Genomic DNA, 20,028 nt, shown 5'->3' on the forward strand with positions numbered 1-20,028 from the left:
GCAACTTCAAAAAATGAGGCCAGGACTAGCACTACCAAGCCTTTACGATTGTCCAATTTGTCAATCATGGCGAGTTCTGTGCATTTGGATCTCAGAGTTCGCTGGCCTTGAGTCCAGAACGCCATAAGCCCGGCGTCGATTCTGACATTTTGGCGAGAAACCAGGCCTTTCGGCGGTTGAGGTAGTGCCATCCAATAGCAATCCTTTTAGGCGAACTTCGAGAAATTCAACTCTAGCTAGAAAGCCAAGGAATAGGAAGGCGAACCATGGAGTACGGTCTTGGTTGCAGACGCAGTGATTAAAGGATGAAAGCCATGGTAGATACCATCAGCGCTAGTGAACGCAGCCACGTAATGTCTTTGGTCAAGGGTAAGAACACTCACCCCGAGATGGTGGTTCGGCGCCTTTTGCACGCTGCGGGATTTCGCTATCGACTGCACGACGCGAAACTGCCCGGTAAGCCGGATCTGGTTTTTTCCCGAAAGCGTAAAGTTATCTTCGTGCATGGCTGTTTCTGGCACCGTCATCAAGGGTGCGCCCTCGCGAGAATCCCCAAGTCGAATCAGGAATTTTGGCAGACGAAACTCGAGAGTAACAAGGCGCGCGACGAGGTCAACCTTAGACGGCTCCAGGACGCGGGATGGGACTCACTGGTGATCTGGGAGTGTGGTCTAAAGGACTTGAATAAGCTGGAGCAGCTCTTGTTATCGTTTCTTGGAGACGTATCTACGGCTCGATTAAAATAAATCGTACCTCTTGGTGAGAGTTCTTTTCTCTTTTATAGGATCTCATAAGCCGGTAAGGACCGCTGCGAGCCCTCTGGTAGTCCGCTGAACCTCTGGAACCTGCTGAGCTGTGTTTCTCCTCACTAAAGCGAATCACCCAAAGGGGATTGCACGCGAAGCGATTCGTTGAAAATTGAGAAAGGAGGGGTGGCAAAGGTGAGGACTGTATGAGCGAAACGGCGTGCTGGTCGGAGAAGCCTTTTCACAAAGTTTTAGCTGTGTTTATATACAGTTAATTGGGGGCCGCGATGCCAGATGCATGGAATGCTAGTTTGTTCCGTTAAACACGGTCCACATGTGTGTAGAATCTCCCCCCTATTTTCAAAAGTGACGGTGTCTCGGCAGCCACCGAGACACCGTCAACCACGCCACCTGGTTAAGAGGTGAATAATGGCCACAACTATTTTCCCACGTGCTCCTGCGCATTGCGAGGGGGCAGTCTCTAATGGGCTGCAGTCAATCGAGCTGTTCGCGGGAGCAGGTGGTCTCGGGCTTGGTTTTTCCCTAAGCGGCGTTGGCCATAAAGCGGTCGTTGAGTGGAGTAAGCACGCTTGCGAAACGTTGCGCACCAACAAACGACATGGTGTAGAGCCAATCGCTCATTGGCCAGATGTGACCGAAGGCGACGTTCGGAACTTTAGCTTTGGAGGGTTTGAAGGCCTCGATATGATTACGGGTGGCCCTCCATGTCAGCCATTTTCAATGGGAGGAAAGCATCGCGGTTTTTTAGATGATCGCGATATGTTCCCCCAGGCAGTGCGGGCTGTGCGGGAAGTAAGGCCGCGGGCTTTTGTGTTTGAAAATGTGCGAGGGCTTACGCGAGCCTCCTTCTACAACTATTTTAACTACATCCTGCTTCAGCTTGAGTACCCGAGCTTTGAAGCCAAGATTGGCGAAGAATGGCTTGAGCATTTAGCTCGATTAGAAAAGCATAAAACCAAGGGCCGGAAAAGTGAGTATCACGTCGTGGCTCGCTTGGTGAATGCAGCAAATTATGGCGTTCCACAAAAACGTGAGCGCGTTTTCATTGTAGGTTTTCGTGCCGATGTACATCGGCCGTGGACGTTTCCGATTGAAACGCATAGTGCGGATGCACTATTGCGTGAGCAATGGGTAACAGGTGAGTACTGGGATAAGCATAAGGTGGCAAAGCGTCATCGACCTGAACGCCCAGCAAAAATGGAAAAAAAACTTGCAGCGCTGCAGGAGGTCGATGCGACAACGCTCCCCCAACCTTGGCAGACGGTTCGAGACGCCATTGCTGACCTGCCCGATCCTGAGAAAAAAAGTTCCCCATTGATACAGGCACACCGATTTCAGCCTGGGGCAAGAAGCTACCCAGGCCATACAGGAAGCCCGTTGGATGAGCCAGCAAAAGCATTGAAAGCGGGCGATCATGGTGTTCCAGGTGGAGAAAACATGTTGCGCCGCCCTGACGGCTCGGTGCGTTATTTTACTGTTCGAGAATGCGCTCGCATTCAGACTTTTCCGGATAATTTCATTTTCGATGGCACATGGGGAGAAGTTATGCGGCAGCTAGGGAATGCTGTTCCTGTAAGGCTTGCACAGCATGTAGCTGAGAGCGTCTGTGAGATGCTGCGATGAAATAAAGGGAACTTTGCGGAATGGCAGTTAGGAAGTCGGTATCGGAACTTGATGCTTTACTCTTAGAGTTACACACGTTAGCGGATCGTGTCGCTGCTGCTGAAGCAGGCGATGATGTGCGAAGAACCAAACGTGCTCGTTTGACATTAGATGAGATCACTCGGAGGCTCTCTGCTGCGGCCGAAGAGCTTGATCCTATACTCCGGCCGACGTCTATTTTCGACCCTTCAGCCCCCAATACGGCAGGTCGAGTAGTCGCGTTGACTCTTGTGGCGCAACCTAGGCATCCGTTGTCTGAAATTCCAGATTTTTATGGGGCTGGAGTTTATGCAATTTACTACCGAGGTGATTTTGTCCCTTACAGGTTATTGTCGAATACAGATCACCCCATTTATATTGGGCAAGCTGCTCCCGATGAAGCGTCAGCTAAAGATGCTGTTGGTCAGGGCACGAAGCTTTCCGCTAGGCTAAGAGAGCACGCTAGAAATATTCGTAAGGTGGACTCGACGCTTAATATTAGCGACTTTGAGTGTAGATTTTTGATCGTGCAGAGTGGTTTCCAAACATCTGCGGAGAATTATTTAATTAATTTTTTTAGACCTATTTGGAACGCGGAAACCAAAGTTTGTTTTGGTTTGGGAAAGCACGGTGATAGTTCCGATACTCGTGCAAATAAGCGCTCTCCTTGGGATACCTTACATCCAGGTCGAACTTGGGCTGAGTCTACGGTCATCGATCAAAAACCGTATGAACAGATTGTTGAGCAAATAGCTGCTCATCTGGAAGTTAATAAGCCATACAAAGATATACACGAAATTTTTGATAGATTTATGGTTGATATGAAGCAAGTCGATAGCGATAGGTTCTATACGGCAACGAAAAAAGACATAGTTATTGAAGAGTCAGTGGGATCTACTTCGGTATAGGCGTTAAGCTTTTATTGTCTGTCACGGGATATGTTTTAGCTGCGTAGGGGGTGTTAAATATTAAAAAACGTCTTCTTAATTTCAGTGTCCAGAATTCATCCTTTCTCATTCTTTTGGATATCAAAAGGATAGTTAGGATGTAGTAATATCGAGTGGCTGAAGAACGTGATTTAATATGGCTATCCAAAAACCAAGTTATATGCTTGTATTGCCATCTCCATGGGTTATCGAGTTGCCAACGCCGCAGGATGGAGGTCTGCACCGTCTGTGCTTGCCTGATGTGGCGCTGCCGGGTGGCATTTGAGCCTGTGAGAACCCCCCTTAAAAATAGCTCCATGTCGAAAGGCTTGGTCATTTTCTGCCCCCGATATACGCAGACACCACATCAATTCGATTGTGGCCAAGCTCAATGCTGATCTGCTGGCGAGCGGCTTGATCAAGTCCACTATCTAGTCGATAACCGTCACTACCGTTTACAGGCGCTGGGTGGCCGGTGATTTCACCGTAGCGTTCGCACGCATAGGCGGCCCGTAGTTCGTGAAAGCCCTTTAGCCCATGGCTATGCAGAATTTCCCGGGCAGGGCAAACGACTTGTTGGATGAACTGTTGGTAGCTTTCGTTGTGAGCTAACAGGTTGCGGCTACTACGTGGTGAGACGTTTTGCGCGATATGCAGCGCAGTTCGGACTTGGGCTGTCGCGGCTATCCACCTTGGAGCTGATGCCCCTGATCGACCGCCTTTAGTCCCATCCTGAATATTGATCCGATTGAGCCTTTCCGCCTCAAGTTGCAATCTGGGCAGGTCGGCTAGGATCGCTTCACGCAGTCGCATACCGGTTTCACGTGCTAGGAGTACGATGGCGCAGATTCGGTGTTGCCCCTGTTCGCCAAGTGCCTGAGTGATGCGCTCAATGTGCTGTCGATCCTGCCCTTGTGGCGCGACAGTGCGGATCGTCGAGCGCTGCCGCCCTAACGTCTGGCTCGGGTTCAGGACTTTTACATACTGATCACCGCGCAACGCCGCCAGCGTTCGGTTGACGCTGGACAACCGGTTTTGCGCGGTGGCGATTTGGAGGTCGCCGTGGTCGATTTGCTGGCGCAAGTACTGGGCATAGTTGAGTAGCGTCTGCCGATCGATCTGCCGCGCATCGTTGTAGCCAGGACCTTGCTCGGACCGGCACCATTTAACGAACGCCAGCCAACGATCACTGTGGGCTTTGACCGTGGCGAAATGGCCGCCGCCGAACAGATCCTTGAGCGCCTGCGGACCGGCGTAGCTCAGTTGGCGACCATAACCAAAGTTGCGACCGTCACGCCTGCCGACCAGGGCCATCCTGGAGCTCCTTCGCCTGTTGGCGTAGGTAAGCCAATAGCTCGCGCCACTGGCCGTTCACGGGGGGAAGTTGGCCCCAGTCACTGGGACGAAAACACAGCCGGTTGTCCAGGCAGAACAACTCGGCACCTTCCTGGTGTAGGCACTCAATCAGATCACTGATGTGTGAGCTGTCCCCTTGGTTTTTGGCGACAGCGGCGACAGTGGCGACAAGCCCCGTGGTACCTGGCGTGGAGCGTGGCGACAAAGTGGCGACAGTGGTGGCGACAAGTTGTAAATGATGAGCGTTTTTCGCCTGGGCGCGCCGGTTGCGTAGGGCTTCATTGAGTCGAAACATGGCGCACCTCGAAGGAGTGGCCGTCGGTGCCCAGCCATTGATGAGTGATCAACTCGACCAGCAGGGCCAACGTGTGATGGCTGCTTTTGCGGGCGAAGCGCGGGCCGTTGCGCAACAGATCTCGAACCGTGAAACGGCACCACTGTTTTTCCTGCAGCCAACGCAGCAGCCGATCGGCTTCTTCCCGCTGGGTGTTGATCGGTTCCTGTTCGGTCAGCCGTTGGATCTCGGTCAGGTAGTAATCCATCAGCGAGGAAGCGCGCTGGATGTGGGTGACCTCGATCAGGTCGCGGTCTTCCAGTACCGCAAAGACGCCGGCGATTCGTAGCAGATTGTCTGCGGCCTTGGAGGCGCTGGGGCGCACGTTGGCCAGCTCGTCGAACTCGCCGAGTTGGGCTTCGATGGTGTCGTGCAGGTTGATCCACGTTTGCCGGGCCAGGCTTCTCAGGGGCAGGGCTTTGGGGTGTAACGCGCCATCGCTGCCGATCGTCCAGGGACGTTGCAGCAGGTCGGTGATTCGTTGGGTGTAGCGTTTGAGGCTGATGTCTTGGGTGAGATCCACCGGCTGATAAAAACGCTGTCCGGCCAAGCTCTGTGGCCAAGTGATCAGGCAACGGGCGAAGATGCCTTGGCCGTTGAGTAGCGGATCCTTGAGCAGTTGTCCCGCCAAGTAAGGTTGCAGCATCAAATGCAGACTCAAGCGCCGGTCATAGGCGCGCAGGCTTTCTCCTGCCATGGAACGAGAGCGATCGATGGGGTTGCCGTCCCATAGCGAGGACAGAGTGGTCACGGCCTTGAGGCGGTTGTCCCGGCTCATGGTGCTGCTGCCGAGGAATTGGCCGCCCTCGTCGCTGAACAGCCCCATGCTGGGCAGACCCAAACACAGGCTTTTGGTCAGGGCTTCTATGGTCGGTTCGCTGCTGATCAGTCTTGGTGCTACGGGCTCTGGCTCTATCTGGATTGGCCTGTCGGTGTGGCTATCGATCGTTGCCATCTGCTTCTGAGATTGCGCAAGTGTGGCGCGATAGCGACTGAGTTTTTCGCGGTAGGCCTGCCATTGCAGGCGTTCCCATTCGCGGGCTGGCTGCAAGGCCAGCTTATCCACCGCCGTTTTGCGATCACCGGAAGCCGCAATAGTGAGCAGGTACAGTGACAGCGGATAGACCCGGCCATCCAACTGCACATTGGCATGCCCCTGAGTGGCCAAGGCCGAGGTAGCCAGCACCGATTGCGCCGCCATGGCCTGCGGCACACCCATTACTTCGGCCATGCGCTCGACGGCCGGTCCCAGCAGATCACCGAGGGCGGCCACCGGATAATCTAATGGCGTCGGGTTGGCCTCCAGCAAGGGTTGCGGCGGCAAGCTCCAGGTTGATTGCAGCATCATCTGTCTCCTGTTCAGCAGTTGTTTCCCTCACGCTCCCGCCACGGATGTTGAGTGTTATCAGGGATAAGGCCCCTGCGACCTGTGAGGGTGTTCACTGACGCGGAACGGACGGCTCTGTACGACCAAGAGCGCGGGCATTTCCCATCGATCTGGCCTCCTGAACGCATCCGAAGATGCGGGCGGGTGGAGGCTGCACCGGTTGACGAATCCGGCACCGCGAGATCATGGGCGGGAGGAGGGCATCATCGTCGCGAGCGGGGCATGCCTGACTGTCAGTCAGGTGCAGCCTGTCCTGGGCTGCAGCACCGTAGCCAGCGTTAATGCGAGATGTGTCGAATCGGTTTTGTCACGCCGATTGTCACGCGGTGAGTTGCCGCAGAGCCCGATCAGACGTGGTCTGCAGCAGGGTGATGAGCGCCCGTCTCTTTCCGGGAGAAAGAGACGGGCGCAGTCTGGCGCAGCGGGATGGGCCAAGGGAGGAGGTTGCTGCAGGGCAGTAGGTGATGAAGCATGCAATCTGCTGCACAGATTGGCGAAGTAGGCATCCATCACAAGGGTGTTGTGATCGTGCGAGCTACCGGACGCTGATCGCACTTGGGGTTGAACCGCCACGGTGTGGCGTAGCCTTGAAGGCTCTGGCTACCTGGGCTGGTGCTGTCAATGACAGCGATCCATGCGCCAGTAACTACGCGGGTGAACAAAATCGGTCAAGCCTTTAACCGAAGCGAGCGACAAAAGTGGCGACTGTCGCCACATATGTCGCCACGTCCAAAGCCACGGTGGACGGGGCTTGTCGCCGCTGTCGCCGCTGTCGCCAGTATCCGTACCAACAGATGTTTGGTGGTATGAGGAGTGGCAAGCCGACCCACTGCCGTCGTTCCTACGAACCTCACAGAGGCGCGACGTATGAGGAACCCTGAGTGTCTTAGTGATGCTGACATCGCGAAGCTAAACCTCCGGCAGGCGGCGTGAGCGAGCTCACTTGGCCGGAGCTTTCCGAGTAAACCGCAATGGGCCAGATGTGTCTGGCCCATTTCTCTGCAAATAGAACGCCTAGCTAACTACCACACTCATGTATGTAGGCCAGTCGCCGCCAGGGTGCATCTGAGCAGACTTGTATTTTTCAAGCATTTGCAGCGCTTGGTTCTCATGATCAGCGCGGAAGTTAAAACTCATCTGATCTCGATAAGGCATCTTGCCCCTCCAGTAACCCATTCCTTGGTCTAGGAAGATTTTGCAGCGTTTGCCAGATACCCAATCTACCGTGATGACCCTTCCATGTTGAATGTCTTTGTTTCGATCTTTGATTTGAATCTCTGGCGATATTGAAAACTGGCTGCCCAACCAAAGCTTAAGGAGGGCCTCTTGGTCGTTCGCATGCATCCAGTCGTGACTAATTTGGCTACTAAATTGATCTCCACTTGGTGCAAGGGTCTGGATGCGGAGGGACTCAAGCTTTTCGTTTCTAAAGAAAGCGAGAAAGCCGCTTAGCAACATCAGCGACCATGGAGACTTCAAATATCGGTCGGAATAGCTAACGACCGACGCTTGGTCCGTGGCGATTAGGTCTGCAAGCTCGGGAGCGTGCTCCTCAATAAGAGTTGTGAGTCGCTTATTCAAACTGTTGATAGGTCCATCAAGCTCACTTGTGATTTCGATGACCCTCGCATCTTGTTCTCGTTGTTGCCAGCGCTGAGTCTCAATCGACTCGCCAAAGCAAGGAGGCATATGGTTGCTGCTAGCCCAGACTATTCCGTCGTTGGTGTTCAGCCAGGCTGCTCCCGGAGTCGCAGCAGATAGATCGCTACTGAAGAGACTCTTCGTACCCATTCTGGATTGTATTTGGGCTACCAAATATGGTTTTTTTCGCGAGCTAGATTCGTCCAACTCCTCAAGCTCAATACCAAGATTCGCGAGGTCAAAAAGGGTGTTTTTCTGTTCTTTGCTTAAGGCAGTACCCGAAGAAATTGCCAGCTTCACGTTGAGTTTGTCAGCAATAGCCCAGGTCAATATTTTTTCGCGGAAGTAGGGGTGGTCCAGATCCCAGTCCTCTACGTCCCCTCTCATTATCAGCAAAAGGGAGGTGCTGTTATCATTTCGGTCTGCCGAATTGATCGCTGAACTCAAATAGCGGATTGGACCGGTCGAACAATAACTGGAGCCTGGTACATCCCCGAACTCTTTCGGCAGATTGAGGTGTTCGATTAGGCCAGACTCAGTTAACCACGCGGTGGCGCGTTCACGGTCTAGCTCTTCTCGCTCAACTCGACTGTCTTGGCCTGCTAGGCAGTGTGAGCAGACGTTTTCACAGTTCACTGGACAGTGCAGTTTCCCCAATGTTTTCCGCAATAATTCGGTGGTGTCACCTAAGCCGGCTAATACAAACCCCGCGCCCCCGCTCACCTCGTCAAAAAGCTGGATAACGGTTCGGCCTTGGCCGCTTTCGAGGTCGCGATCAAGACGGAAACCGAACCCCATTTCGGTACTGGCGATACCTAGCAGCTCGGCGATTACTTCGCGGATTGCTACGGCAAGGGTTGTTGCTATGGTTTGTTCAGCAATGCTGTCCCCGAGCCACATACCCGTTTGGGGGCTTCTCAGATAAAGCTCCATTACATCAGTGCGAATTTGGTAGCCGAGAAAGAGGTTTGGTTTAACCGCTGAGCCTGGACAGTCGAAATCTTTACGACTGCCTGTTATACCTCCCACTGGACGGTGGAATTGATCAGGAAGCAAGTTTTTAGGAATGTCTCCTGATGCCAGCATTGAATCTGCGCGTCCACAGGTCAAACACACGGCATAACCTTTCTCGTTTTCGCCGGAGGAGTGGTGGAACACGCTACCTTCGTGGCCAAATCGGACAAAGCCGCAACGTTTGTCGGGCAGCGAAATCGTCTCACCAGTCAGTTGAATGCGTGGACGCTCAACCCTAATAAATTTCTGTGAGGTGATGTCGTTTGTGGTGGCTTCATAGAAGTCGGTTACAAAGCCGCCAGGGCGGAGCACCATTCGACGTTCGCTGGGTTGAATTGCATGAGCACAATGGGAACACGTCAACTCAGAGCTATTGGTATAGGCGTTTTCGATAACACCTGTCGCACCACAATTTGAGCATCGCCATGCGATATCAAATTTCTGCGCTTCGTTTACTTGGCCCGACGCGTGCCACTGCAAGCTGACCCCAGCAGAGCGATAGACGCGTCCATCTATTACGACTTGTGATCCTGGTGCATATTCGCGAATTGCAATGTTTAAGCCGCGAGAAGGCAGCTCCTTGTTGTTAAAAATACTGTCCTCACGACTTTCAGGATGATTTCGTTGATGCTTGAAGTCCTCAATGTTGTAAGTATTGAGTGTCACTACATCCGTAGGAAATCCATACCCGGGAAGGAATGCACGGGCCGCAAGATCTCGCAGCAAGTATTCACCTTCGTGACGCTTTTTCTCTAGTTCCAGCGCTTTTCTGTAAGGCTGATCGGTCGCAGCTTGTAGCTTGGAGTGGAGTTTTCGAGACTCTTCGAGCCATCGTTCTTCGAGGTTGCGCACGCCTTCCTGCGTTTCAGTGGCGATTGAGCTGATCAAGCGCCCGTCCAGACAGGTCCCGCTGACAAGACGTTTGATCGGATCTGAAAACTCCTCCGGACAGCTTGCAAGCCAACTCTTGAATTGCTGGCAGGGTGAGTCGTCGCCACCAAAAAACCACTGGAGGGTAAGCCTCGTCCGGTCTCCGTCACTACTGGTTTTGGACTTTAGAAAAATCGACAACAGCAGCGAATTCACGTGTCTTTGAACAATGCGGGAAGAGCTCAGTGTGATGGTAGGGGCTGGAATGACTGTGACAAATGGCCATTTGGGCTGTGCAAAGGCGCGCTGATTGTGAGGGTCAGCTTTACATAGGGTGTATGCAATGGCACGGGCCTCACCACGTCGTCCCGCACGCCCGGCGCGCTGCAAATAATTTGCGGGATGCGGCGGCAAATTGTTCATCACTACGGCAGAAATACCGCCGATATCAACACCCATCTCCATGGTCGTGGAGCAGTTGAGTACGTTGACATCGCCCTTTTTAAAAAGCTCCACATAATCATCAAGTCTTTGGGCAGACTGCTGGGCCGAATGCTCTGCGGTTCGATAGTAGAACCCGCCTTCCACAGTACGGTCGCTTATATCGGTCCAAAGGTTCTCCGATCGCAGGTGCTGGATGACCGGGTCTTGTAAAACTTGCTCGCGAATCTGTAACTGCTTAGCGACGGGACTACCGTCTATTTGGAGGGCGGCCAGTGAGGCGAGTTGTATTTTATGACAACGGTAGTCCTGCGGGCGCAGTTTCATCGGCAGATAGGGCGTCAATCCACGAAACGTTGAGTCGAAAATACGGTGTGTTATGGGGCAGACCCAACCCTCTTCTAGTAGCGAAAAGCTTAGGGTTTCTAGTTTTAGGCGATGACCGGGGTCGGCAGACTCGAGGATGTGTGTATGCGTAAGGGCGGCCCACGCTGCCTCTAGCCAAGCGTTGATTTTGTCTGCATCCGTATTGATTGTTCGATTCAATCCGGTTGCCTGCTCAAGCAGCTTTACCAGCCGATGCGGATTGCCGGATTTAATTTGAGGCCATTTTTTAATCGTTGTACTTTCTTCCATCTCGTTTTTTGGAGAAAACAGCGATTTGGGAGTAAACCTGCTACCCATCCAGGACTGCATGTCACGATCCATGTTTATAAAGGTGTTTTCGCGCACGTAAAAATCAAGTGCAACCTTAAGGAAGTCGTGCCAGTCCTCCAGAGTTAAACTAGTTCCACTGGCCGAAAACGGTCCGGTTGCAGGTACTCCTCTAGTGGCAGTCCACATAGGGGGGGTAGAGGTAATCTCTTTTAAACCTCGGTAGGTAACTTTGACCAGGCCGAGAGTTTCTGTGCTGTTTTGATTTTTTGGGCGTCGAGCAAATTCCCGAGCCAAGAGCAAGCGAGCCATGGTTGCACCACCTTGGCTTCCGTCAAAGAGAACGGGATTGGCGTAGCGGTTATAACGCAGGATTGACTGTTCAACATCTTTAGACGCAGCTAACTCCTGAACCATGTCCCCCCAGTCGACACTGGCGACTCGCTTTTGTGGGGAGCCGCCGGAGCGTAATGCATTCGCTTGTCTACGAAGTTCTGCGGCCATTACCCCCATCCCCAATTTTTCCAAACCTTCCGCTTGAACCATCAGCTCCGTGAAATCGCCAGTGGGAACATCTTTAGGTTCAGCATCAGCCTTGGCCTGGGCATTTCGTAACGTCTCAAACACCAAACCACGCAGACGCGAACGCTCTGCCTCTTGTTGCATTCGTACCGCCATGCGGGCAGTGCCTTGACGGCTGTCGGTAAAGGTAATCAGCTTGCGGCCGCGGCCGGGTAGCTCTTCTGGGGAGCGTCCGTTGCTATCATCTTTTTCCGCATCCGGGCAGAACTCCAAGACCGTTGGGACGGCATTCGCGACGTAGAAAGGCGCGCCCAGATAGGCCTTTCTCAGAAAGCTTTTGTTGTTCGGCAAATAGTGGTCACAGTGGCTACAGCAGGCTTCTTTGTCTTCCGCTATGACAATGTTGATAGGGCGTTTTGCGTTAGTGGCACACATACCGTGTGTGTCGAGATCGAGACTAACGGTAAGGAAAGGGTCTTGTGCCACCTGCAAACCAGCAATCACAAGGCGTTGCACTGGCGTCCTATTGGAGGGACCGCTAACTTCACCTCCAGACGATGCCTCTTCTTCTCCGTTCTCGTAGCTGAGAGAAAACTCATCACCTGCGTATGGGCTTAGCTGATGAAGTACGCCGTTTCGATCCTCCGCAATCAAATGCGGGGTTTTACAGTCATCGCAAAAGCCCAGCTCGTAAACAGGCGCTTTGCATTCGCAAACTGCGCGCTGATTCACGTAAACGTTACCGAACGGCCAATCTTTCAGATGCTTGGATTTGGCACTGCAATTCACATCAACACAGGACCAAAGGCCATGAAGCATCCTCTGGAAAAGGTGCGCGCGTAGTTTTAGGAAGGGAGGGCCATTTTTTTCGAGCCGCGTGCCAGTTAAAACATCAAGCCAACCTAATACCTCCTGCTGCTGTTTTAGCCTATTTCCAGGTTTTAGCTTCGATTCAAGCGCAACAAGCAAGTCATCTAGGTCGAGCGGTTTAGCTGAGTTAACAATGGCATGCCTTAATGATCTAGCAGTTGAACTTTGACCAAGGGCATCGAATCGGGTGGATGACACTTCATGTTGGGGTTCGATGGATTGAACCTCCTCGAGCGGAATGTTTTGTTCTTGAGAGTTAAACAGGATATCAGGCCAAACACGGGACCCACCGATTACTTCGACCTGCTCAAGCCTTACTCCGGCCAGATCCGCGAGATACCGTTTCAACTTATTTTCGGCATCCACATCAGCAATGGTGGCTGATGTTGCAACAAAGCGAATTTGTTCTGGGGTTTTACCAAAGGCCTGGACAACTCTACGCAGTAGTAGGGACATTTCTGCTGCTTGGGAACCAACGTAAGTGTGCGCCTCATCAAGGACTATCCAGCGCAGGGACTGCTGCTGTTTTGAAATTTCCAGAATCGGATTGTCTACTTGGCGGACCAGCATGTACTCGAGCATTGTTGCGTTGGTCATCAGTATCGGCGCAGGTTCTTTACGCAAGAGTTCCCGTGACAAAATTTGATTTTGTTTCAGTACTTGAATCTTGCGAACTACACCTTCGCGCTCTTCAGTTTTACCGTTGTACAAGCAAAACCGAATATCTTTGCCGTACTCGCGCGTCCATGCGTCCAAACGCTCCTGTTGAGAGTTGATTAGGGCGTTGAGAGGATAGAGGAACAGCGCTCTCACTCCGACCAAGGGCGTCTGTTTCAGATCACGCTCACGGATTAGATCCTCGAGGATTGGCACCATAAAACACTCAGTTTTACCCGAGCCGGTACCGCTGGTGATGATGGCAGAGCGAGGTTCCTCGCTGAGTAAAGTACGCCACGCGTGAAGCTGGTGTGTATATGGATGGGCGTCTCTTGGAAAAACATAGGCGTGTGCATTTTGTAGCGTATTAAGCAGGCTTTTGGAGAGCAATGAGCCCTCTAAATCCTGGAGGCGTTCTTTTGACTCTTTCCAGCCAAACGTGTGCTCGAAAACAGGAGGCGCTAGGAAGCAGCCGTCGGCCCCCAGCTCATCTACCATTTTCTCGCTTAAATGACGGCGAAGCCCTGAGTCGTTGACGCCCAAGACGCCCAGAGTCGCTTCCCTCGTGCGGTTAAGACTTTGCTCGATCAAGTCCCTGAAAAAACGCATTGAAACTCCTTATGCCCCGTCTTCAGAGGCCAGCAAATAGGAGACCATCAGAGCATGAGTCGGCGCGAACCAGCCCTGACGGTCGAAATCAGATACCAGACGAATTGCGAATTTCAGATACGCCATAGGCACAGGCAAATCGTTTAGCGTTGCCTTTCCTGCAGTCACGTAGGCCAAAAAAATTGGTAAATAGGAAACAGCCTTGGTGAAACCAACGGGTGTGATTTCTCTCAGGAAGGCAGGTATCGGAGTCTGGAAAATCCAGTTGGTCAGCTCCACAGTGAGATCTGTAGGCCACTTAGTGTTGGACGCGTGTTGTTGACGTAATGCTTGGTTCCAACCCGGTACTACCAATTGAGGAGGAATCTTCGTGAGGCTGTTTTTGTTACCGGTGCGCAGATAGTCGCCCAGATAATCGAAGCCCGAAACTACCAGGCGCAATACCGCGGCGCGATTGGACTCCAGGCTCGTAATGAGACTTTCTGGGAAACCAGTGGCCACCAATCCTTCCAGAAACTGCACATGAACCTCTGCCCACACAGGCAGAGGAATCGCCTCCCAGATAACGGCCAATTCGTCGCGAATTCGGCCGCAAAATACTTCATCCATCTCAAGCCGGAGGACAGCGAAAGCCAGAGCTTCCGGATTTCTTGACAGCGCTCTCCAGCTCTCAAAAGAAGATAAGGGTAGGTGTGCGTAGTGTTGCTTCAAATCCGCCAGGTATTGCCAACCGCTATGACCAAACTCTTTCGCCATAGCGGCAATTTGCTGGCTGATAGCGGTGGGGTTGGTTTTCGGGTGAAAGACTTGCGTGGCTCTATGCAGCGAGAGAATCTCAGCCGCCCCGTCGGTGGTGGTGGCGTCGGAAAGGAAGAGGGCAGGACGGAACTGAGTTTTACACTCCTTGGCTGGGTAGATCAGCCAAGGGCCTTTACGGTGCATAGTGTTCGGTATATCGAACTGCCCTGTGCCCACGTTTTGGCTCTTACGTTCATCAAGCTGGATTGGCGATTGCTTTGGATCAGAAAGAAGCATCGCTTCGACTAGGACGCAGTCTAAAATTTTTTCTGCGTCCATCTCGCAGATCGTAAGTGTGTCTCGACTCTCCCATTGAAGGCGCCCGTTGTAGCGTCGAATACTTAGGCTAAGAAGACGTTGCTCTGTTTCCAGTGTGAGCTTAATGAATGCGTCCTGCTCATCAACGGCACCTAGCATTTGCAACATGTCGTTTTGGTAGCTGAATAAATTCAGCAACGTTGGTGTAGAACCTACCTTGATCTCGTAGTGTCGCTTGGGGTGCGGCGTGGCCTCGCAAACCAATTCCATTTGCATATGGAAGCTTTGGCCCTGAATTAGCCCTGAGGTTAGCGTGATGCGGTGCCCGATTAACTGGTTTAGCGTGAGTTCACGTACCCGCGAAGGGGTGTCGTCGGGTGCTATTAGTCGCGCCCCTTGGTAGGGATAAGGCAATCGAATTTGTAGGGGCTGGCTGCCACCTATCCGACCAACCTCCAGCGTAAAACTGGCAGGAGGTGTTTCTCCTAGATGGTGAAGGCTGAATGTGGCGCATTGCTCTGAGTCCAATCGCTTGGCCGTCAAGAGATTGCTGCCAACCTTTAAATCGAGCTGTAGGGCGCCTTTGATCTGCAACCGGGCTGGCTTTTCGTTGGCCTCCGGAAAGAGTGAGAGGCTAAATTCTTTAGGCAATACCGCGAAACGACGTTGTAAAAGCATTTTCCCAGAACGACTCTTGAGGGTATAGCGCACTACCCCTGTGGGACCGATACGACGAAGACTATCCAGTGGCTGTCCATTGGCAAACTCTTGAATCTCGTCGGCCCCAAATGCATAGCCATCGGGCAACATAAGCCGTGGCCAACCCAGATATGTGACACTTGGATTGCTGTCGTAGATCCCCTGAGTACCAGCAAGTGTTGGTTCGTTTTGATCGCTTTGTGCTTGATTAAGCTCAATCCGGTAATGATCTGTGCCATTCAGTAGAGACAAATCGGCCGAGGTATCTAGCCACTGGCCGCCCTCGCTGTCTTTAGCCAGTAACTCAGGAGCTGCACCTTCGGATGAGATTTTAAAACCAACTGGGAGGCGAAGCCGGGCTAGGTTTCCCGCCATGCAGCAAGAGGAAGTCCCAACTAGTTGCCAGCGATCCGATCGCTGCTCAAAAACCAGCGGTGTTTCCTGGAGATCTAAAGCACTGCCGTCAAAATGGAAGCACTGGACCATGCGTCCATTGTCGAGCAAGCGAAGTGTCACTTGTTCGTCCAATCGGCGTCGTTCCAGCGTGACCTGGGGACTTGAGAAACGAACCGTCAGCTTGTCTCCAGTCAACTGGCCATAAACGGCCGCGCCGCGAGCGAGTATGTGTTCACCCTCGTAATAGGCCAACTCCAGTCGAGTACTAGTTAACTGCGCGACGTCGATGGTGAAGGTTTTCTCAATTGGTAGAGTCAACACCGTTCGAATCTTCCATTCTGGAAGCACTCCTTGCAGGAAGTGTTCACAGGTGAAAGCCTTAGCGCGTTCGAGAACTTCTTTTCTACCTAGACGCACTTGCTCCGCGTCACGCAGCCAGTCGTTAATCAGACCTCTAGCGTTAGTTTCGTCGAGAGGAATCGGAAAAGCCCCCGTCCACTCAGGGGCTACTTTATCCAGGTAGGCAGCGGGATCTTTATGGTTCTTCAGTGGATATTGCTCGGCCAGATACATCAACTGCTGAACGATGCCAGCAAGCAGCTGACGGGTCTCTAGGTTACGAAACGAAGAGGGCAACTCGTCTTCATAGTCAGCTATGAGGTCGGCAGTGGTGCGGCGATTACCTTCGGTGCTAAAGAAGTTTTTAATTCCGCGTCTTACGGCTTTACCGAATCCGTGCGAATCTTTTTGGACCAAGGGCCAAGGCAACCCTCCTTCAGCAAAGAGGGAACCCAGCCAATCTCGGCCGTTTTCACGGTAGCGAACGGGGCGCTTCCAGTACTCTAATCCCTTGCTGGTTAGGTCTGAATGCTGGGCTTGCGAAAGCGAGACAGAAAGTTCGGCTTCTGCACCGGACCACGACCATGAACTGTTGTAGTTTCTACGGTACTGCTCACTGACGAACAGGCAAAAACAGCCTCCCAAATGAAGAACATGGAGCGGATTGCTTGCTCGACAGAGGTTCTGGCGAAGCAAATTTCGTAGCGATCCGTATTCATGCTCTGAGAGTTGGTAGCTATAAAGAGGCTTTCCGCTAGGGCCTTTGAATAGCTCGCGATTGAGCAAAAACTCGCTCAACCAAGCTTTTAATGGATTTGTAATGTTGTTGTACGCGGTCATAACGCAAATCCTTTCGCTTACCGTTTCAGACTTATCTGGGAGTCAGATGTCTTGCTGGTTGTCTGGTCCCTGTCTCCGTAGCACTTTGCCATCCTCTTCGCGCGAAATGCACAAGTCAAGGCGTGTCTCGGGGGAGATGCTCAGCCGTCCGTCGCTCTAGGCATTTGGTACATCCGGTTTTTGGATGCTATCTATGGAGAATGGATGAAGCGTGTCGATCTGACATTTAGCAACTCCTAATAGGCTGCTCTGCACTTGGCACACCAAACCCGCATAGCTTGCCAAGACTATGGCTTCTACTGTTGTTGCCTCTCAGGTTTCTCACGAGTTGTCGTCGACCTTTTTAGTTTGCGGGTGAACTGGAGCAGATGTGGCATATACGGCCCAGGCATCCATCAACTCGCGTCGCTTATCAAAAAAGTCAGATCGGGAATAGGCACTCTCAGTTTCGCCGCGTTCATCATGGGCCAGGGCCAGCTCGCAGATCTCCCGAGGGAAGTGTGTCTTCTCACCAGCCCAGTCCCGGAACGTTGAGCGAAAACCGTGTCGAGTGATGCCTTCATAGCCGAGCCCGTGCAGTAAATTACGAATACCATTAGCATGCATGACACCGCTTCGACCGCGCCCAGGGAACACGTATGGGCTTTCGCGGCTGAGCTTGGGAAGATTTTTGAGCAGTGAGACGACCTCGGGGGCGAGTGGGATAGCGAAGGCCTGGCGGGTCTTCATTCGCTCGTCTGGTAAAGACCAGCGGCCAGCTTCAAGGTCGAATTCATCCCAGCGTGCAAATCGGACCATATGTGAACGGGCACCTGACAGGATCAGCAACTGAGTCGCGATAGAGACGTGACTGGGATCCTTGCGCAACGCTTCCATTAATTTCGGTAGGTCCTGCCATTTCAATGCAGGATGATGCTGGCGTTTGCGAGCTTTTTTCTTCTCGTTGCGGCTGAGCAGATTTTCTAGATGACCGCGCCAGCGAGCCGGATTCTCTCCAGTCCTGAGGCCTCGGGCTCTGGCAGCATCGAGGATCTGTTCGATTTGCCCACGTACTTCGTCAGCCGTCCGCGTTTTGCTTGACCATAGTGGCTGAAGTACTTTGATCAGATGCTTGGTCTCGACCTGGTCAGCTGACAGCCTCCCTATAGTAGGAAAAGCATAGAGCTCGAGTTTCCTCAGCCAGCCCTTGCGCCATTTCTCCGACCAGCTTGATCCATGGGCGTCTCGGTAGTCAGCGGCCAGCTTCTCGAAGGTAATCAGCTGCGCCAGCTCCCGGCGTGCGGCTTCCCGCTGAGCGGCTTGTTCAGCCTGTCGTTTTGCGAGTGGGTCAGTGCCATTGAGAATCTGGACTTTATTTTCATAGGCGGCTGCGCGGGCCTTTTTCAGGTCGAGCTGAGGGTAGCTCCCCAGACCCATCTCCCTGCGTTTGCCGTTCAATTGAAAGCGGAGTACCCAGGTTTTTCGTCCTGAGGGTTTCACCAAAAGACGAAGCCCTTCACCGTCTTCGTACGTCCCAGCCTCAACCAAATTTTTGACTTGATTGGCGGTCAGTTTGCCCATTTTTTCGCCCTCTGTTCCCCCACTTGTTCCCCCACTTGCGCGTGGAACACCTCGGATCAAAACGGAAGTCACAGGAGCGAAAATAGGCTGAAACCCTTGATCTAGCAAGGCTCTCGCGGTTTTCAGTAGATGAGAGTGGCTTTCAAAAAGACATTAAAAAGCCGGCTTGTGGCCGGCTTCTCGGGGACTGGCTTGGTTCATTTTTGGTAAACCGCGCCAGCCTTCAAAACGTACACCCGGATCTTGCGTCCGGCTGTGGGACTCGGCGAGAAAATCATCTGCCTTGTCGGTGCGATCGGAGCCGCGGGGCGGGTCGATGCGCAAATGTGGGGCGCAGCATACTGATTTTTTTGGGGAATTCCCAGTGTGGTGTGCGGGGTAGAGCTGTTAGTTGCTTGGGATCGGGTAGCTGATCCGGGTTTTGAGGTGAATGTTCCACCGCCTTCGCGGGCAAGCCCGCTCCCACAGGTACTGCGCAATCCCTGTGGGAGCGGGCTTGCTCGCGAAAGAGGCGGCGCGGTGTTACAGGAACGGAATGGGTGGGCGACGTTTGTTCAGCGTCGACCACCAAAACACCCAACCCAACACCCGGATGTTCTGCTCTTCGATTTGCGCAGCCCTGAAAGTCTCATCCGGGTACTCGGCGCTGTTGTGGCTGCGCATTCGCAATCCATTGCCCGGCATTCGGTGCAGGTACTTGATGCGCAGCATCCCGTCGTGTTCGATCGCGTAAATTTCTCCATCGACAATCTGGGTCAGGCCGCGATCGATGGCGATGGTTGAGCCGTCTTCAATTTTCTCGGCCATGCTGTTGCCGATCATGTAGGCGCAGATGGCATCTGCATGGTTGATTTCCAGGGAATCGAGGTGGCTGCGGGGTAGGCGGATGGGGTGGCTGGTATCCTCGACCACGTGGGTTTTGCTGGAGCCGGGAGCGACGGGCGCTTCTTTGTAAAAGGGCAATTCGACATCGGTGGGTTCGATGACGGTGTAGATGCCGCGGAGGGCCTGGGCGTCGAAGGTGTTGCCGGTGTCGCTGACCAGACGCAGGTGTTTGGCGTCTTTCGGGCCTTCGAGATATTTGAGCCACTCGCTGTTGACCGAGAGCTTTCTGGCGACGGCTTCCATGCAGTGATCGGGCACACCGCGGGTGTACCAGTTGTGGACGTTTTGCGGCGCCGTGCCGAGGTATTCGGCGAATCCGGTCGTCGTGATGTTCGCTACTTTGAGGAGCGCTTTAAACCGTGGACCGCTAGTGTTTTTTTTCTTCATAGGCACGAGTTTACGGGCGTATGGCGAGGCTTTGAATAAACGAACCGTTCAAAATACGAGGGAAATTTAAGACCGGATGTAAGACGTATCGAGTAAAAATTAAACAAGAAAAAACCGATTCACCGGATGGTTAAACGACACGTTTAAAAGCTTTTCTGCGGGCACAAAAAACCCCGG

The 20,028-nt window shown here is 52.9% G+C and carries 9 protein-coding genes; 3 read left to right on the forward strand and 6 right to left on the reverse strand.

The window, feature by feature from the left end; genetic code table 11:
* The first annotated feature begins 314 nt into the window (after positions 1–314).
* The 3 genes from ACM6IO_RS09090 to ACM6IO_RS09100 all read left to right on the forward strand — a co-directional run bounded on the left by ACM6IO_RS09090 (position 315) and on the right by ACM6IO_RS09100 (position 3,316).
* Positions 315–746, forward strand: coding sequence for a very short patch repair endonuclease (locus ACM6IO_RS09090; RefSeq protein WP_414868160.1), 432 nt, complete (start codon positions 315–317; stop codon positions 744–746).
* A 429-nt stretch (positions 747–1,175) separates the two neighbouring features.
* Positions 1,176–2,390: a DNA cytosine methyltransferase gene (locus ACM6IO_RS09095; RefSeq protein ID WP_414911315.1), complete on the forward strand. Its 1,215-nt coding sequence runs from the start codon at positions 1,176–1,178 to the stop codon at positions 2,388–2,390.
* Between the two features lie 20 nt (positions 2,391–2,410).
* On the forward strand, positions 2,411–3,316 hold the full coding sequence (locus ACM6IO_RS09100; RefSeq protein WP_414911316.1) for an Eco29kI family restriction endonuclease: 906 nt from the start codon (positions 2,411–2,413) through the stop codon (positions 3,314–3,316).
* A 351-nt stretch (positions 3,317–3,667) separates the two neighbouring features.
* Here ACM6IO_RS09100 and ACM6IO_RS09105 read toward each other — a convergent pair whose 3' ends face one another.
* The 6 genes from ACM6IO_RS09105 to ACM6IO_RS09130 form a co-directional block, all read right to left on the reverse strand.
* On the reverse strand, positions 3,668–4,648 hold the full coding sequence (locus ACM6IO_RS09105; RefSeq protein WP_414868163.1) for an integrase domain-containing protein: 981 nt from the start codon (positions 4,646–4,648) through the stop codon (positions 3,668–3,670).
* Positions 4,649–4,968: 320 nt separating this feature from the next.
* Positions 4,969–6,369 carry a YfjI family protein gene (locus ACM6IO_RS09110; RefSeq protein ID WP_414868164.1) on the reverse strand — a complete coding sequence of 467 codons (1,401 nt, stop codon included), beginning with the start codon at positions 6,367–6,369 and terminating at the stop codon, positions 4,969–4,971.
* A gap of 1,056 nt (positions 6,370–7,425) precedes the next feature.
* Positions 7,426–13,689, reverse strand: coding sequence for a DEAD/DEAH box helicase (locus ACM6IO_RS09115; RefSeq protein WP_414868165.1), 6,264 nt, complete (start codon positions 13,687–13,689; stop codon positions 7,426–7,428).
* Positions 13,690–13,698: 9 nt separating this feature from the next.
* Positions 13,699–17,019, reverse strand: a complete 3,321-nt coding sequence (locus ACM6IO_RS09120) for an STY4851/ECs_5259 family protein (protein WP_414911317.1) — start codon at positions 17,017–17,019, stop codon at positions 13,699–13,701.
* 321 nt (positions 17,020–17,340) lie between these two features.
* Positions 17,341–18,579, reverse strand: coding sequence for a tyrosine-type recombinase/integrase (locus ACM6IO_RS09125; RefSeq protein ID WP_414868167.1), 1,239 nt, complete (start codon positions 18,577–18,579; stop codon positions 17,341–17,343).
* Positions 18,580–19,101: 522 nt separating this feature from the next.
* The gene (locus ACM6IO_RS09130) at positions 19,102–19,851 is read right to left on the reverse strand and encodes a S24 family peptidase (protein ID WP_414911318.1); all 750 of its coding nucleotides are present in this window, start codon (positions 19,849–19,851) and stop codon (positions 19,102–19,104) included.
* Positions 19,852–20,028: the final 177 nt, after the last annotated feature.

It is taken from the genome of Pseudomonas sp. IT-P44, from assembly GCF_949768225.1.
GTDB classification, from domain to species: domain Bacteria; phylum Pseudomonadota; class Gammaproteobacteria; order Pseudomonadales; family Pseudomonadaceae; genus Aquipseudomonas; species Aquipseudomonas migulae.

Coding starts and splice junctions, on each gene's coding strand:
- ACM6IO_RS09095 (WP_414911315.1), top strand. CDS start 1,176: ATGGCCACAACTATTTTCCCACGTGCTCCTGCGCATTGCGAGGGGGCA.
- ACM6IO_RS09125 (WP_414868167.1), bottom strand. CDS start 18,579: ATGGGCAAACTGACCGCCAATCAAGTCAAAAATTTGGTTGAGGCTGGG.
- ACM6IO_RS09105 (WP_414868163.1), bottom strand. CDS start 4,648: ATGGCCCTGGTCGGCAGGCGTGACGGTCGCAACTTTGGTTATGGTCGC.
- ACM6IO_RS09115 (WP_414868165.1), bottom strand. CDS start 13,689: ATGCGTTTTTTCAGGGACTTGATCGAGCAAAGTCTTAACCGCACGAGG.
- ACM6IO_RS09090 (WP_414868160.1), top strand. CDS start 315: ATGGTAGATACCATCAGCGCTAGTGAACGCAGCCACGTAATGTCTTTG.
- ACM6IO_RS09130 (WP_414911318.1), bottom strand. CDS start 19,851: ATGAAGAAAAAAAACACTAGCGGTCCACGGTTTAAAGCGCTCCTCAAA.
- ACM6IO_RS09120 (WP_414911317.1), bottom strand. CDS start 17,019: ATGACCGCGTACAACAACATTACAAATCCATTAAAAGCTTGGTTGAGC.
- ACM6IO_RS09100 (WP_414911316.1), top strand. CDS start 2,411: ATGGCAGTTAGGAAGTCGGTATCGGAACTTGATGCTTTACTCTTAGAG.
- ACM6IO_RS09110 (WP_414868164.1), bottom strand. CDS start 6,369: ATGCTGCAATCAACCTGGAGCTTGCCGCCGCAACCCTTGCTGGAGGCC.